The 14,213-nt window shown below is 74.1% G+C and carries 9 protein-coding genes; 3 read left to right on the plus strand and 6 right to left on the minus strand.

What is annotated here, in order from left to right:
* Positions 1-159 precede the first annotated feature (159 nt).
* The gene (locus tag AB0I72_RS16855) at positions 160-2,241 is read right to left on the minus strand and encodes a hypothetical protein (protein WP_358568881.1); all 2,082 of its coding nucleotides are present in this window, start codon (positions 2,239-2,241) and stop codon (positions 160-162) included.
* Between the two features lie 354 nt (positions 2,242-2,595).
* Positions 2,596-3,207, minus strand: coding sequence for a YbhB/YbcL family Raf kinase inhibitor-like protein (locus tag AB0I72_RS16860; protein ID WP_358568884.1), 612 nt, complete (start codon positions 3,205-3,207; stop codon positions 2,596-2,598).
* A 276-nt stretch (positions 3,208-3,483) separates the two neighbouring features.
* On the opposite strand from AB0I72_RS16860, the gene AB0I72_RS16865 reads away from it, so the two are divergent.
* Positions 3,484-6,771, plus strand: coding sequence for a BTAD domain-containing putative transcriptional regulator (locus AB0I72_RS16865; RefSeq protein WP_358568887.1), 3,288 nt, complete (start codon positions 3,484-3,486; stop codon positions 6,769-6,771).
* Between the two features lie 49 nt (positions 6,772-6,820).
* Here the strand turns inward: AB0I72_RS16865 and AB0I72_RS16870 are convergent, their stop codons facing one another.
* The 3 genes from AB0I72_RS16870 to sepH all read right to left on the minus strand — a co-directional run bounded on the left by AB0I72_RS16870 (position 6,821) and on the right by sepH (position 10,099).
* Positions 6,821-7,660 carry an ABC transporter permease gene (locus AB0I72_RS16870; protein WP_358568890.1) on the minus strand — a complete coding sequence of 280 codons (840 nt, stop codon included), beginning with the start codon at positions 7,658-7,660 and terminating at the stop codon, positions 6,821-6,823.
* Positions 7,657-8,631 (minus strand): ATP-binding cassette domain-containing protein, encoded by a 975-nt coding sequence (locus tag AB0I72_RS16875; protein ID WP_358568893.1) that lies wholly within the window; start codon positions 8,629-8,631, stop codon positions 7,657-7,659. The genes AB0I72_RS16870 and AB0I72_RS16875 overlap by 4 nt, the downstream gene beginning before the upstream one ends.
* Positions 8,632-8,896: 265 nt before the next feature.
* Positions 8,897-10,099 carry a septation protein SepH gene (gene sepH, locus AB0I72_RS16880; RefSeq protein ID WP_358568896.1) on the minus strand — a complete coding sequence of 401 codons (1,203 nt, stop codon included), beginning with the start codon at positions 10,097-10,099 and terminating at the stop codon, positions 8,897-8,899.
* A gap of 552 nt (positions 10,100-10,651) precedes the next feature.
* On the opposite strand from sepH, the gene AB0I72_RS16885 reads away from it, so the two are divergent.
* Complete coding sequence (locus AB0I72_RS16885; protein WP_358568899.1) at positions 10,652-11,596, plus strand: hypothetical protein; 945 nt, start codon at positions 10,652-10,654, stop codon at positions 11,594-11,596.
* Positions 11,597-11,630: 34 nt separating this feature from the next.
* Here the strand turns inward: AB0I72_RS16885 and AB0I72_RS16890 are convergent, their stop codons facing one another.
* Positions 11,631-12,929, minus strand: a complete 1,299-nt coding sequence (locus AB0I72_RS16890) for a D-arabinono-1,4-lactone oxidase (protein ID WP_358568902.1) — start codon at positions 12,927-12,929, stop codon at positions 11,631-11,633.
* A gap of 129 nt (positions 12,930-13,058) precedes the next feature.
* On the opposite strand from AB0I72_RS16890, the gene AB0I72_RS16895 reads away from it, so the two are divergent.
* Positions 13,059-14,090 (plus strand): ferrochelatase, encoded by a 1,032-nt coding sequence (locus AB0I72_RS16895; protein ID WP_358568905.1) that lies wholly within the window; start codon positions 13,059-13,061, stop codon positions 14,088-14,090.
* Positions 14,091-14,213: the final 123 nt, after the last annotated feature.

Below are 14,213 nucleotides of genomic sequence, written 5' to 3' on the forward strand. Positions count from 1 at the left end.
CCGTTTTCCTGGTTTCACACCGGGCGTGCGTGCCGGGAACGAAGAACCGCCGAGGCGACGGGGGATGTCCCGTCGCCTCGGCGGTGTGAAGGGGTGTGCTGACCGGCGGGGCCGGTCACCCCGTGTCACGGAGGGCGGTCACCGTGCGCGGTGCCCGGCTCAGATGAACCGGCCGTCCTCGTAGCCGCCCTCGTAGTGGTCCCGGCCGTGCACCGGCGGGTTCTGCGCGTCGGGCGCCCCGTGCTGGGGGCCGTACGAGGGGCTGGGCGGGGGCACGTGCGGGTGCCCAGGGAGGGGCGGAGCGCCGTTCCGGGTGTCCTCCCACCGCCCCCAGCCCTCCGCGGGCGGGTGGCCGCCCGCGTAACCGGGGTGCGGTCCGGTGTACCCGCCGCCGAGAGCGTCGGGGTTCCCGTAGGGCTCGGGGGACCGCGGCGGCTGGGGGCCGTAGCCGGAGAGGGCGTCGCCCGGAACCTCTCCGGGCAGCGGGCCCGCCGGGTAACCGCCGGTGGGGAAGCCCTGTGATCCGCCCGGGTAGGGGATGCCTCCCGGCGGGGTCGGCTCCGAGGGGTACCGGGAGTATCCGCCGGTGTCGAACGGCGACGCTCCGGGCTCGCCGGGCGCCGCGTGGCCGCCGCCGAAGCCGCCCGTCCCGTTCGGGGAGCCGGGGACGGTGGGCGAACTCGGCCCGCCGAGGGCGTCCTCGCCCCACAGCGGCTCGCTCGCGTACGAGCCGCGCGCGTGCGCGCCGGTGTCGTGGGAGCGCTGGTGGGTGCCGGAGTCGAACTCGGAGGGCGCGGGGGTGCCGTAGGCGCCCCGCGTGTGGGCGCCCGTGTCGTAGGACCGGTGCGCGTGCGTGCCCGTGTCGTACTCGGGCCGGGCGTAGGAGCCGGGGGCGGTGTGGGTGCCGGTGTCGTACTCGGGGAACGGCGGCGTGCCGTAGGCGCCCCTCGTGTGCGCGCCGGTGTCGTGGCTCCCGCGCGCGTGGGTCCCGGTGTCGTACGAGCTCCGGGAGTGCGCCCCGGTGTCGTGGGACGAGTACCGGTGGGTGCCCGTGTCGTATCCGCCGGGCGCGTCGGGGCGGCCTCGGCCGTACCCGCTCGGGGACGGCGGCGTCGGACGCTGGTGCGATCCCGTGTCCATGCTGGACCAGATGGGCGACCCGGTGTCCTCGGGGGTGGAGGACGGACGGAACCCGGGGTCGAGCGGATCCGTGGACCCGGAGCCGTTCGACCGGGGGAGTTCACCGAACCCGGACGGCCCCGTCCCGTAGGCGGACGGACCCGACAGCGGGTCGTCCGAGGCGGCGGAGCCCGCCAGGGGGGTCGCTGAGGAGGAGCCGCTGTAGGAGGAACCGGTGTAGGACCCGCCGTACGCGCTCGCGGAGCCCGAGCCGCCGAGCGGGTCGCGGTCGGCGGACCCGCTCCAGGGAGTCGGCTCGGCGGACGCGGAGGGCAGCGCCCGGTCGGGGGTCCAGGGCCCGGTGCCGAGCGGGTCCTCGTCGCGGGACGGCCGCGCCCCGGGCGCGTCCTCCCGCGGCGTCGCCGCGCGGGGCGCGTCCGCCCGGGTGTCCTCCGCCCGCGGCAGTTCGGCTCGGGGCCGCGCGTCGCCCGTTCGGGGTTCGGGGGCGGGGCCGCCGCTCTGACCCAGGCTCGCCAGGACCGCCAGGTCGTCGGAGGGACCGGAGGTCACGGCCGGGCGCGCGCCGCTCGTGCCGCCCTCGGCGTGGACGCCGCCGCGCGTCCGTTCCGGTGCGGGGTCGCGCTCGTCCTCGTAGTCCCCGTCCTCCTCGTCGGCGTACCCGTCGTACTCCTCGTCGTAGCCGTCATCGTCGTAGGCCTCGACGTCGTCGTAGCCGTCCGCCGCGCGGTCGTCCGCGACGCCGTCGGTCGCCGGCCCGTCGTCCCGGTCCTCGTCGCCCAGGCTCGACCAGAAGCCGTTGCCGGACAGGTCGGCGTCGTCATCCCAGTCCACACCGCGTTTCCGCCGACCCCGGGGACGCCGGTCGGGCTCTGCGTCCCCGTCCTCCCGGGTCCGCCGGGGACGGCGGGGCGCCTCCTGGTCGCCGCGTCCGCGCCCGCGCCCGCGACCCCGGTCGTCGGCCCCGGTGCTCTCGTACTCCTGCTCGTCGTCGTAGTCGTCCTCGGGCGACGTCGTGCTGAGGGCACGCATGCCCAGCAGCAGGAGCACCAGGACGGCCAGCACGACGATGACGGCGATGATGATGATGACGGTGACGGTCATGGTCTACGCACTACCTTGGAGAGGTCGGCCGCATCCGGAGCGCACCGTGGACCGGCCTGGCGGGGACCGGTCGGGGGGAGACGGCGGCCGCCTGGATCCGCGTGCGTCCGGGCTGCCGGGTCAGCGCGCCCGGCGCGACGCGGGCGGTCCGGTGCGGTCTCAGGTCGGGGTGCTGGGCGGCGGGTGGACGGATAACGGTCGTCTGAAACGGGGTGAGGGGCACGGCCCCACTGTATGCCTTGTCGTGCTCCGTGTGCAGTGGGCGACGGGAGCTTCCTCGTGTAGAACCCGGAGCAAACGGGACGCGGCGAACGTGGAACCGTACGCGGGGGCGCCGCCCGACCGCGGTTCCGGTCACTCGCTGGTGGTGACCAGCGATCCGCGCGCGACGGCCTGGTCGGCGATCGCCTCCAGGGTCCGGCTCAGTTCGGCGCCGTCGGGCAGGTCGAGGGTGCCGTCCAGGGCGTACACGGTGAAGCGGTACTCGTGCACGTCGCCGTCGGTGGGGCAGGGAGCGCCGTACCCCGCGTCCCCGGAACTGTTCATGGCCTGTTTGGCGTCGGCCGGGACGGTGTTCTGCCGCAGCTCGACCAGCTGCGGGTCCAGGTCGAAGACCACCCAGAACACCTCCGCCGCCTGGGGGTCGTCCACGACCAGCGCGATCGAGCCCACGCCGTCCGGAAGCCCCGACCAGCGCACCGGCGGCGAGGCCGGCCCCTCGTCCGCGTCCGACTCCCCGCCGCCGCAGGCGTAGGCGTCCGGCAGCGGCTCACCCTGCTGCATGCGCGGGCTGGTGACGTCGATGTTGGTGGGCATGTCGCCGTTCTGCCCGGGCGAGAGCACGCCGCACCCGGTGGCCAGGGCCAGAACGGCGCCCGCCCCGACCACGCCCGCGCCGCGGAGCGCGGGCCTGCCGGGCGCCGTGCGCGCACTGGTGGTCCAAGGGGAAGGGAGGGCCGGGAACAATGGGACTCCTGCTGGGCTTTCGGGCCGATGGGGCGCGATTCGACGTACGGGAGGAACGGCGTCGGGGGCGACCCGGCTCCGGACCCGCGAGGGTCGAGCCGGGCGACCTCGGCGGTCCGCCGACGCACGTTCCAGGGGAACCCTACTGCGGTCGGCCGCGTGGTCCGCAGTCGTCGCACCGCCGTTCCACCGCCGACCGGCCGCCGAGCCCGGTGGACGCTCCGGTCGGACGGGTAATTCCGGGCATCACGTGACCGGATGGGTGATCATGGACCCGTGCGGTTCTCCATCCTCGGCCCCCTCCTGGTGCACGACGCGTCCGGACGGGCCATCACCATCGGGGGCGCGCGCCTGCGCACCCTCCTCACCCTGCTCCTGCTCCGACCCGGTCAACGGGTCTCGACCGAGGAGCTCACGGACGCGATCTGGACGGAGGGACCACCGGTCTCGTCGGGCAACGCCCTCCAGGCGCTGGTGTCGCGGCTGCGCCGAGCCCTGGGCCCCGACGTCGAGATCAACGGCGACGCCTCCGGCTACCGGCTGGTCATCGACCCCCGACAGGTCGACCTGGGGGAGTTCGACACCCTGGCCAAGCGCGGTCGGGCCCAGCTCGACGCGGGGGAGTCCGCCGCCGCGCTCACCTCGCTCGGCGACGCCCTGGCCCTGTGGCGCGGGCCCGCCCTGCCCGAGCTCACGTCGCGGGGCCTGGCGGAGGACGTCGCGCGGCGTCTGGCCGAGACGCACGCCGCGCTCGTCGAGGACCACCTGACCGCACTGCTCGACCTGGGCCGGGCCGACGACGCCCTGCCCGAGGCCGAGGCGCTGGCCCTGCGCGAACCCCACAGCGAACGCCCCGTCGAACTCCTCATGCGCGCGCTCGCCGCGACCGGGCGCACCGCCGACGCGCTGGAGGCCTACGAGGCCTTCCGCGCTCGGCTCGCCGAGGACCTGGGTCTGGATCCCTCGCCGAGGCTGTCGGACGTCCACCTCCGTGTGCTCCGCGGGGACATCGGCGCCGTCGGCGCACGCGGTCGCGACGGGGGCCACCGCCGGACGCCGCCCCCGCAGCTCCACCTGCCCGCCGCCCTCACCAGCTTCGTGCCGCGCGAGAGCGAGGTGGACTCCGCCGTCGCGCAGCTGACCGAGTCCCGACTCGTCACCCTGCTCGGTCCGGGCGGAGCGGGCAAGACCCGACTGGCCATCGAGATCGCCGGCGCACTGGCCGACCGCGCGCCCGAACTGCTCTCCCGCGGCGGCTGGTTCGTCGAACTGGCCCCGGTCGGCTCCGGCGACGACATCGTCGACGCGGTCGTCGCCGCTCTGGACCTGCGCGACCACGCCATCGTCCAGGCGCGTTCGAGCACGCCCGTGACCCCGGCCGAGGAGCGCGTCGCCGCCTACCTCGGCGACCAGTCCGCGTTCGTCGTGCTCGACAACTGCGAGCACCTCGTCGACGACGTCGCGCGCGTCGTCGAGCCGCTGCTCGCCCGCTGTCCGGGACTGCGGCTGCTCACCACCTCCCGTGAACCCCTCGGAGTGCAGGGGGAGCGGCTCGTCCCGGTCCCGCCCCTGGCACTGCCCCCCGAGGGCGCCACGGCCGAACGGGCCGCCGGGTTCGCCTCCGTCGCGCTGTTCACCGAACGCGCCCGCGCCGTGCGCTCCGACTTCGCGGTCACCGCCGACAACGTCGGACACGTCGTGCGCATCGTCCGAGCCCTGGACGGCATGCCCCTGGCCCTGGAGCTGGCCGCCGCGCGCCTGCGGTCGATGTCCCCGGCCCAGCTGGTCCACCGCCTCTCCGACCGGTTCCGTCTCCTGACCGGGGGCAGCCGTTCCGCGCGTCCGGGCCACCGCACCCTGCGCGCGGTCGTCGACTGGAGCTGGGAGCTGCTCGACGAGCCCGAGCGCCGGCTCCTGCGTCGCCTGTCGATCTTCGCGGGAGGGGCCACCCTGGAGGCCGTCGAGCGGATCTGCGCGGACCCGGGGGAGAACGGGACGGTCGGCGGCCGCGACGTGTGGGGTGTGCTGTTCGCGCTGGTCGACAAGTCACTGGTGATCGCGGAGAACCCCGTGCGCGAGGACGCCCCGCCCCGCTACCGCCAACTGGAGACCGTCCGCGCCTATGCGGCCGAACGGCTCGCCGAGAGCGGTGAGGAGCACCAGGTCCGCGACCTCCAGGCCCGCTACGTGCGCGACCTGTGGCGCGAGGCCGAGCCGCTGCTGCGCGGCCCCCGGCAGACCGAGTGGGTGGTCCGGCTCGGGGCCGAGGCGGACAACTGCGGACCCGCCGTGCGCTGGGCGGTTCAGCGGGGGGACGTCGACCTGGCCCTGGACCTCGTGGAGTACACCCAGTGGTACTGGATCCTGGAGGGCGGCTGGCACCAGTTCTGCCGCTGGTGCGCCGAGGTGCTGACACTGGTCGGCGACCGCGTGCCGGAGGGGAGGGCCGTCGCCTACGCCAGCTGCCTCTTTCACAGCGCGCCCGAGCGGGGAACCGACCACGAGGTCATCCTGGCCAACATCCGCGCCGTGCGGCGGGTGCTCCGGGACGCCGGTGAACGACCCGAGGCCCACCCCATGCTGCTGTACGGGCTCGTCTACGAGGCCCTCAACGAGGGACCGGACGGACCGGCCCGCGAGCGGATCGAACGCGCGGCGGACCAGGACGATCCCTGGCTGCGGGCGATGGTGCGCCTGATGATGTCGCTGCTCGACGCCGTCTTCGGGGACGCCAAACGCGCCATGGAGCGTTCGGTCGACGCGCGGGAGGGGTTCCGTGCCGTCGGCGACAGCTGGGGTGAGCTCCAGGCCATTCTCCAGCTGTCCGACCTGCGCCGGTTCGACGACGCGCAGCGGTGCCGCGTCCTGCTCGACGATGGGATCGGGCTGGCGGACCGGGCGGAGCTGACCTCGATCGCGATGATGTTCCGGGTCAAGCGCGCCCAGGTCCTCATCGACGTCGGCGACCTGGAGGCGGCCCGGCGCGATCTGGAGTCCACGGCCGAACACGGACCCCCGCGTGAGGACGACCACGTGGTGATCGTGCGGCTGGCCGAGGCCCAGCTCCTGCGGGAGTCCGGCGACCTGGAGCGCGCCAGGGCCGTGGTGGACGAGATCGGGCCGACCGTCACGCGCCTGGGCGGCTTCGCCCCCGTCTACGTCGAGCCGTACTGGCTGCTCGTGTCCGCCACGGTCGCGTGGAGGGCCGGTGACTCCGACCGGGCCTGGCGGGACGCGGGGCGGGCCTGGTGGCGGGCCGCGCGCGGACTCGGGCCGGTCTGCGCGGACGTGCTGGAGGTCCTGGGCGCCTTCCTGGCGGCGGGTGAGCCGCAACGGGCGGCCGCCATGCTCGGTCACGCCCAGGCGTTGCGGGGGCTGCCCAATCTGGTGAGCCCGCTGGTACGGGCGGCCCGGGAGGACCTCGTACACGCGCTGGGCGAGGCGGGGTTCGAACGTCTGCTCGTCCAGGGGGCGGAGACGGATCCCGTGGAGATCCGCACCGGCGTGAACGGGTGGCTGGCCCCGATCGTGCCGGACGACCTGGAGGGCGTCCGGCCGATGTGACCCGGGCGGCGCCGCGTCCGGATCCCCCGGAGCGCGGCGCCGCGGTCGCTCAGGTGCGGCGCCGGTAGGCCCACACGGCCAGCGGGCCGAAGACCGCGACGAAGATCGCGGACCACACCAGCGTCCAGGTGACCGGAGCGGCGACGTCCCCGCCGATCATCAGGCCGCGCATGGCGTTCACGACGTGCGTGATCGGGTTGTTCTCCGCGACGACCCGCATCCAGCTGGGCATGGCCTCCGGGGCGACGAAGGCCGAGCTGCCGAAGGTCAGCGGGAACATGAGGATCATCCCGAAGCTCTGCACGGCCATCGGGGTGCGCACCATCATGCCGACGAACGCCGACATCCAGCACAGCGCGAAGGCGAACAGCAGGATGAGCGCGGCGGCGGCGACCACGCCGACCACGCCGCCGTCGGGGCGGAACCCGATGGCCAGGCCGACCAGCAGCACCATCACCACGGTGATCGAGTACCGGACCAGGTCGCCCAGGATGGCGCCGATCAGGGGCGCGGACCGCGCGATGGGCAGGGACCGGAACCGGTCGAAGATGCCCTTCTCCACGTCCTGGCACAGGGTGAACCCGGTGCCGAGCGTGGCGAAGACCACCGACTGGGCGATGATGCCGGGCATGAGGAAGTCCCGGTACTCCCGCCAGTCGCCCATGATCGCCTGACCGAAGACGAAGACGAACAGCGTCACGAACATGATCGGCATGAACGTGAGCCCGAGGACCTCCTCGGGGTTCGCCTTGATCTTCAGGACGCTGCGCCAGGCCAGCTGGAGGCCGTTGCTCACCGTGTTCGCCGGGCCGATCGCCCGGGGCGCGGTCGGTGCGCCGCCGCTCCTGTGCACCCCCTCGGAGGGCTTGAGGGTGGTCACGTCGCTCATGCTCGGGCCCCTTCCGCCACGGTCTCCCCCGTGGACTCGTCTTCGGCGGTGTGTCCGGTCAGCGCGAGGAAGACCTCGTCCAGACTCGGCTTGCGCAGTGACAGTTCGGCGACGGCCACCTCCTGTTCGTCGAGGCGGCGGACCACCTCGGGCAGGACGGCGGCGTCCGTGACCGCGACGCTCGCGCCCAGTCCGTCGCGGGTCACCGGGCTGCTGGTGACCGCCTCGACGATCCGGACGGCCAGGTCGAGCTGCTCGGGTTCGACCGTGCGCAGCTCCAGGACCTGCTTGCCCGCGTGGTTCTTGAGCTCCTCGGGCGTGCCCCTGCTGATCACCTTGCCGTGGTCCAGCACGACGATGTCGTCGGCGAGCTGGTCGGCCTCCTCCAGGTACTGCGTGGTGAGCAGCACGGTGACGCCGTCGTCGACCAGACCGCGCACCACGTCCCACAGGCCATTGCGGCTGTGCGGGTCCAGGCCGGTGGTCGGCTCGTCCAGATACAGCAGGGTGGGGTGGCCCACGAGGCTCGCGGCCAGGTCGAGCCGGCGGCGCATGCCGCCGGAGTAGGTCTTGGCGGGACGGCCGGCGGCGTCGGTGAGCTCGAAGCGCTCCAGCAGCTCGGCCGAACGCGCCCGGGCGGCGCCTCGGCCGTAGCCCAGCAGGCGTGCGATGAGCATCAGGTTCTCGGTGCCCGTGAGCTCGGCGTCGACCGCCGCGTACTGGCCGGTCAGTCCGATCAGTCGGCGCACGTCGTGCGGCCGCTTGACCACGTCGAAGCCCCCGACCTCGGCGTGGCCCCCGTCGGGCCGCAGCAGTGTCGACAGGATGCGCACCGTGGTGGTCTTCCCGGATCCGTTGGGCCCCAGGACGCCCAGCACGGCCCCGGTCCTCGCCGTCAGGTCGACCCCGTCGAGGGCGCGCTTGCCCTTGAACTGCTTGACCAGACCCTCCGCGCGGATGGCGTCAGTCATCGCTCCTCCGTTTCTACCGTTCGACGACCAGTCTGCCGACCCGGTCTGACAGAACGCTGACACGCGGGTGTCCGCCCTGACACAGGCAAGGGTGGTGGGTCGGTCGCGGCGCGGCGGGGCGGGTCCGCGCGGTGGCGCCGGAGGTCGGCGCGGGCGCGCCTGACGGGGCCGACGCGGGGGCGCGCACCGCGCCCCGGTGCGCGGCGCACCGGGGCGTGAACGGGGACGGGCGGCGCCACGGCCGGGCGGGGCGCGGCCGGGGCGGTTACTCGCCCTTCTTGGAGCCGAACATGATCTCGTCCCACGACGGGACGGAGGCGCGGCGGCCGCGGCCCTTGCGCTTGGGCGCGGCGCGGTCGGGCGCGCCGTTGGCCGCGGCCTGGGCCGAGGGCGGCTCCGGCGCGGCAGGGCGGGTGGGGCCGGTGTCGGAGAGGTCGATGGTGGCGCGGCGCCGGCGCGCGGGTCGGGGTTGGGCGGGCGGTTCGGCGGCGGGTGGAGGGGTGTCCGGCTCGGCGGGCCGAGGGCGGTGCTCGACGGCGGGAATCGGGCCGAAGGGGTCGGCGGGAGCCGGGCGGTCGGCGGTCCGCTCCGGAGCGCGGCGGGCGGTCGCCGGGTCGGTGCGCGGAGCCTCCCGGGGCGGGAGGGGGTCCGGCGGACGCTGGTACCGCTCGTCGGGCTCGGGCGCCTCGAACGGGTCGGGGAGGGTGCGGGGTGCGGGGCGCAGCGGCTCGTCCGGGGTCGCGTCCCGGGCCGGGGACAGCCGACGGGCGGGCTGGTCGGTTCCGCGTTCGGCGGGCTGCGTGGAGTCGGTCCTGGGCCGCTCCGCCGTGCCCTCGGGCCGACGCGGGGCGAAGGGCGTGACCGTCGTGTCGGGGGTGGTCGGCCGCACCGGCGCCGCGGGCTCGGTGAACCGGACGGCCTCCTCGTCGGCGGGGGTGACGCTGTTGTGTCTGGGCTCGTACAGCCAGTGGGCGACGCGCTCGTCGCCGCCGTGGAGGAAGACGAGCTTGATCTGCCAGGTCCGGTCCTCCCGCTTCCAGGAGTCCCACGAGGCGTCACCGGTCTCCAGCTGGTGGGCGCCGATCCGCTTGGTGACCACCTCCTCCAGGGAGGGGCCGGGGCCCGAGTCGCCGGTGGCGCGCACGGTGGCGCGCTGGGCCTGCTGGGCGATGTACTCGCGCTCCTGGAGGACGGGGCCCTCGAACCAGCGCACCCGTTCGATGGGGATCCCGGAGATCTCGGAAATGGCCTCCGCGGTCTCGCCGGACCGGATGCGGGCCTGGATTTCCTTGGGGCGCAACGGATTCTCCACTTCGATCTCGTACTGGCCGAGCCGGGAGAACTGGCCGCGTACGGCGGCGCGAAGGCGGTCGTCGACGGGCAGCATGAAACGGGTTCCACGGCCTGTGCTGGCGAGCACCAGGTAGGTGCCGTCCTCGCTCACGGCCACGAGGCGAAGCTCGTGCATCGCCCTCCCTTTCGCGTCCCGTCGAGGGCAGGTTCGGCGACCAGCCCCCGCGTTCTCCAAGTCTGGTCGGCCGACCACGGTTCGGCCAGTACCGCGCCCGGCATGTCCGAACTGTGTGCCCGCCTCCCGTCCGTAGTCCTCACCACGGGCCGCCCCGGACCGTCCCGGGGTCCTCAACGGTCGTCTCCGGTGCCAATCTTGACACGCGGACCCTGCGCCGACCGGGAGCGGTCGTGGCGGGATGTCGTCCATCCCGCGCCAAGGCTCCGCCGCGATGGTATCCCGCGGGTACCGAATCACCCCAGGCCCGGGAAAAACTCCGATCCCGGACGGCTCCGGGAGCACGGAATCCCTGTCGGCGCAACTCGACACGCCGATGTCCACCGGAATGTGGCCCTTCTTGACTCCTGGCGTTATCGGGCACTGGGTGAGCTTAGTCTGAGTTCTTCATTTATGGGCGGTTTGTAGTGGTTTGGAGATCCCCGCCCATCCCGCGATCACCATCGAGTTCCCGCCGCGCCCCCGCGCGGCCGACGAAGGGGGGACGACCGGATGGGTCGGACCGGACACCACGAGGCGGACGACGAGGAGGAGGACCGCACACCGAGGAAGCGGATCGACCTGAGCGTGTCCCAGGTCGCCGGGGCCGGCGCCGCCACCCTCACCGCGGCGACCGCGGCCTCCTACCTCAACGTGTACGGAACGGTCATCGGCGCGGCCGTCATCGCCGTCCTGAGCACGGTCGCCAGCCCTCTGCTCCAGCACTGGTTCTCGCGCAGCGGCGAACAGGCCAGGCACCTCGCGGAGAGGGCGGTCGGCGCCACGACCGGCGCGGCCGCGCCGGTCGCCCCCGCCGAGGCCGCGACGGACTCCGACGCCGCCCGGACGGCGGCGCTGCCGCACGTCGCCGGGGGAGCCGACGACGTCGCCGCGACCCGGACCATGGCGCTGCCGACCACGGAGGACGACGGGGGCGCCCCGGCCGAGGGGTCCCCGGCCGGGGAGCGCCCGGCGCGGCGGAGCTGGAAGGCCGTCCTCGTCCCGGCCGTGATCGTGTTCACCCTGGTGATGCTGGTGATCCTGGCCTTCGAGCTGCTCACGGGCCGCTCGATGACCGCGTGGATGCACGGTCAGGACGAACCCACCGCTCCCTCCCTCCTCGGGGGAGGGACCTCCGCGCCGCCCGCGCAGGAGGAGGACGCCGAGGCCCCCGAGGTCACCGTGGACGTCCCCGAGAGCACCGGTGAGCAGACGGACACGCCCGCCGACGAGGGCGCGGAGGGCACCGGCGGGACCGGGACCGACGGAGGGACCGGGCAGGACCCGGTCACGCCCACGCCCGACCCCGGCGAGACGGGGGACGAGGACACCGGCGACGACGGCGGGACCACCGAGCCCACCCCGCCCGACGACGGCGGCGGTGAACCGGAGACCGACCCGGACGGGGAGCGCCCGGTCGACGACTCCACGGCCGGCGCCCCCTCGACCGGCACCTGACCCGCCCCCGGGCCGCGCCCCGGACGGCCTCCCCTCACCCGAACACCCGGTCCAGGTAGGCGTTGCCGAACCGGCGGTGCGGGTCCACCCGGTCGCGTACCGCCAGCGCGTCCCCCATGCGCGGGTACACCTCCTCCAGGTAGGCGCGCTCGCGCGTGTGCATCTTGCCCCAGTGCGGTCGGCCGCCCACGGACGTGAACACCGCCTCCAGGTCGGCGAAGTAGGCCTCGTACGGGACCCCCCGGTACATGTGCACCGCCACGTAGGCCGTGTCCCGGCCGTGGGCCGTGGACAGCCACACGTCGTCGGCCGGGGCGAAGCGCACCTCCACCGGGAAGCTCACCCGGTGGTCGCCCCGGTCGACGATCGACCGCGCCTCCCGCAGCACGTCCGCCGCGTGCTCGGCCGGGATCGCGTACTCCATCTCCACGAACCGCACGTCGCGCACCGACGCGAACACCTTGTGCGACACGTCCGTGTAGGCGCGCGCGGACAGGGCCCGCGAACTGATCCGGTTCACGCCCGGCACCAGGGAGGGGAAGCTCCGGCACAGCCGGTTGACGCGATCGAAGACCGTGTTCGACAGGAAGTCGTCGTCCCACCACGCCTGGAGGGTGGAGAGCGGACGCGCGGGACCCTCGGTGATGTTGTTGCGCTTGGTGTTGGTGTTGCCGGTGTGGGGGAACCAGAAGAACTCGAAGTGGTCGTTGTCCGCGCGCAGCTCCGGCAGCCGCTCCAGGACCTCGTCCAGCGGCATCGGCTCCTCGCGCGCGTGCAGCAGGAACGCGGGGCGCACCGCCATCGTCAACGCGGTGACCACCCCGAACGCGCCCAGCCCCACCCGGGCGGCGTGGAACAGGTCCGGCTCCCGGTCGGCCGAGCACTTCACGACCGACCCGTCGGCGAGCACCATCTCCAGTCCGAGGACCTGGCTGGCCAGACCGCCCGAGTCCCGCCCGGTCCCGTGCGTGCCCGTCTGCACGGCGCCGGCCACGGTCTGCACGGCGATGTCGCCCATGTTGGCCAGGGCCACGCCGTGCTCGGCCAGGGCGTCGTTGAGGTCGCACAACGGGAGTCCGGCCTCGACCGTGACCGTTCCCGCGTCGGGGTCGACCGAGCGCACCGCGGCCAGGGAGGCGGGGGAGAGCAGGAGCCCGTCGGTGACCGCCACGTCGGTGAAGGAGTGGCCCGAGCCGACCATCCGGACCCTCAGGTCCTCCTCCGCGGCGGAGGCGACCGCCGCCGCGACCTCGTCGGTGCTGTTCGGGGCCGCCGTCCGCCGGGGGCGGGCCTGGTGGGTGCCCGCCCATGTGTTCCACAACACGTCAGTCATGCACCGTGACATTACCCACGAGTCACTTGTGTGGCCAGAGGGGAGGGGTGTCCCGGTGGGCCGAAGAACACGGGACACCGGAGCGGGGGTGGGCGAGCGGGCCCCGGGAGGGCTGGTTTGATAGGTCCCATGAGGCCTTACGACGCGTTTTTGCTGATCTCCTTCGGAGGACCGGAGGGCGAGGACGAGGTCATCCCGTTCCTGGAGAACGTCACCCGCGGGCGCGGCATCCCCCGCGAGCGGCTGGCGGAGGTGGGTGAGCACTACTTCCTCTTCGGTGGCGTGAGCCCGATCAACCAGCAGTGCCGGGACCTGATCGCCGCGATCACCGACGACTTCGCCGCCAACGGGGTGGACCTTCCCGTCTACTGGGGGAACCGGTTCTGGGAGCCGATGCTCACCGACACCCTCGCCCGGATGCGGGACGACGGCGTGCGCCGGGTGCTGGCGCTGCCCACCTCCGCGTACTGCAACTGGTCCAGCCGGACCGCCTACCACGAGGACATCGACCGGGCCCGTGCCGCCCTGGGCGACGACGCCCCCGAGGTCGAGCTGATCCGTCCCTTCTACGACCACCCGGGCTTCGTCGAGCCCCTGGTCGAGCACACCGGCGCCGCCCTCGCCGCGCTCCCCGAGGAGCGGCGCGCGGGCGCGCGGCTGCTGTTCTCCGCGCACTCCATCCCCACCGCGATGGCCGAGGCCAGCGGCGGTCCCGGCCAGGCGTTCGGTCCGGAGGGGGCCTACGGGGCCCAGCTCGCCGAGGTGGCGCGCCTGGTGGCCGAGCGGCTCGACGGCGAGTACCCGCACGAGGTCGTCTACCAGAGCCGCAGCGGCCCGCCCAGCCAGCCCTGGCTGGAGCCGGACGTCAACGACCGCATCGAGGAGCTGGCCAAGGACGGCGTCCCCGCGGTCGTGGTCGTCCCGCACGGGTTCGTCTCCGACCACATGGAGGTCAAGTTCGACCTCGACGTGGAGGCCCGCGAGACCGCGCGCGAGCTCGGCGTCGGCTACGAGCGCGCGCTGAGCCCCGGCACCCACCCGCGGTTCGTGTCCATGGTGACCGAGCTGGTCCGCGAGTACACCGACGGGACCGCGCCGGTGCGCCTGGGCGACCTGCCCCGCTGCGCCGAGGGCGGTCAGGTCTGCTGCCGGCAGCGTTGAGCCGGGTCGGGCGGAGGTCCCCGGCTGTGCTTTTCTTGGGCCTCCGCTTCGCTTCGGCCCGTGTTCGGGCGCCCCAGAGGCAGGGATTCTTCATCCTCGTCTTCGCCTGACGCTCGTTCCTCG

It is taken from the genome of Nocardiopsis sp. NPDC049922 (genome assembly GCF_040660275.1).
GTDB lineage: Bacteria > Actinomycetota > Actinomycetes > Streptosporangiales > Streptosporangiaceae > Nocardiopsis.

Coding starts and splice junctions, on each gene's coding strand:
- AB0I72_RS16855 (WP_358568881.1), bottom strand. CDS start 2,241: ATGACCGTCACCGTCATCATCATCATCGCCGTCATCGTCGTGCTGGCC.
- AB0I72_RS16870 (WP_358568890.1), bottom strand. CDS start 7,660: ATGAGCGACGTGACCACCCTCAAGCCCTCCGAGGGGGTGCACAGGAGC.
- AB0I72_RS16875 (WP_358568893.1), bottom strand. CDS start 8,631: ATGACTGACGCCATCCGCGCGGAGGGTCTGGTCAAGCAGTTCAAGGGC.
- sepH (WP_358568896.1), bottom strand. CDS start 10,099: ATGCACGAGCTTCGCCTCGTGGCCGTGAGCGAGGACGGCACCTACCTG.
- AB0I72_RS16885 (WP_358568899.1), top strand. CDS start 10,652: ATGGGTCGGACCGGACACCACGAGGCGGACGACGAGGAGGAGGACCGC.
- AB0I72_RS16890 (WP_358568902.1), bottom strand. CDS start 12,929: ATGACTGACGTGTTGTGGAACACATGGGCGGGCACCCACCAGGCCCGC.
- AB0I72_RS16895 (WP_358568905.1), top strand. CDS start 13,059: ATGAGGCCTTACGACGCGTTTTTGCTGATCTCCTTCGGAGGACCGGAG.